The organism is Sulfitobacter sp. HI0027, from assembly GCF_001634775.1.
Taxonomy (GTDB): domain Bacteria; phylum Pseudomonadota; class Alphaproteobacteria; order Rhodobacterales; family Rhodobacteraceae; genus Sulfitobacter.
The window spans coordinates 1-341 of the sequence record NZ_LWER01000399.1 but is presented as its reverse complement, the minus strand read 5'-3'; the positions used below and the strand labels follow the sequence as shown (position 1 = coordinate 341).

Here is a 341-nt window from a genome sequence, read left to right as displayed (position 1 = left end):
AGGGCTGAACCTGCTGGCCGCCATCATCATCTACTGGAACACCAAGCACCTCGGGCAGGCTGTCACACGGCGCCAACACGTCGGATTAGACTGTCCATCCGATCTCCTGGGGCACATCTCGCCTCTCGGATGGGCACACATCCTCCTCACAGGCGAGTATAAGTGGAAAAAACGATGAAGGGCTGGCTTAGGGTGTCATTCTGCACTCAGCCGGAATCTACCCCTTGTAGCTTATGTCAGTGTCCGAATTTCGGGGGGTAGCTCACTTTCAAAAAGTCCAGCCCCAGCGGTGTCTTAACCGGCGGGCAGACTGATACGACGCTTATATCCGCCCCAAAGCC

Annotated in this window: 1 protein-coding gene; it reads left to right on the top strand. The window is 56.3% G+C overall.

Annotated features, from left to right (window positions below; translation table 11 throughout):
* Positions 1 to 178, top strand: a 178-nt coding sequence (locus A3722_RS23610) for a Tn3 family transposase (protein ID WP_150120551.1), incomplete at its 5' end; no start/stop codon positions are given.
* Positions 179 to 341: the final 163 nt, after the last annotated feature.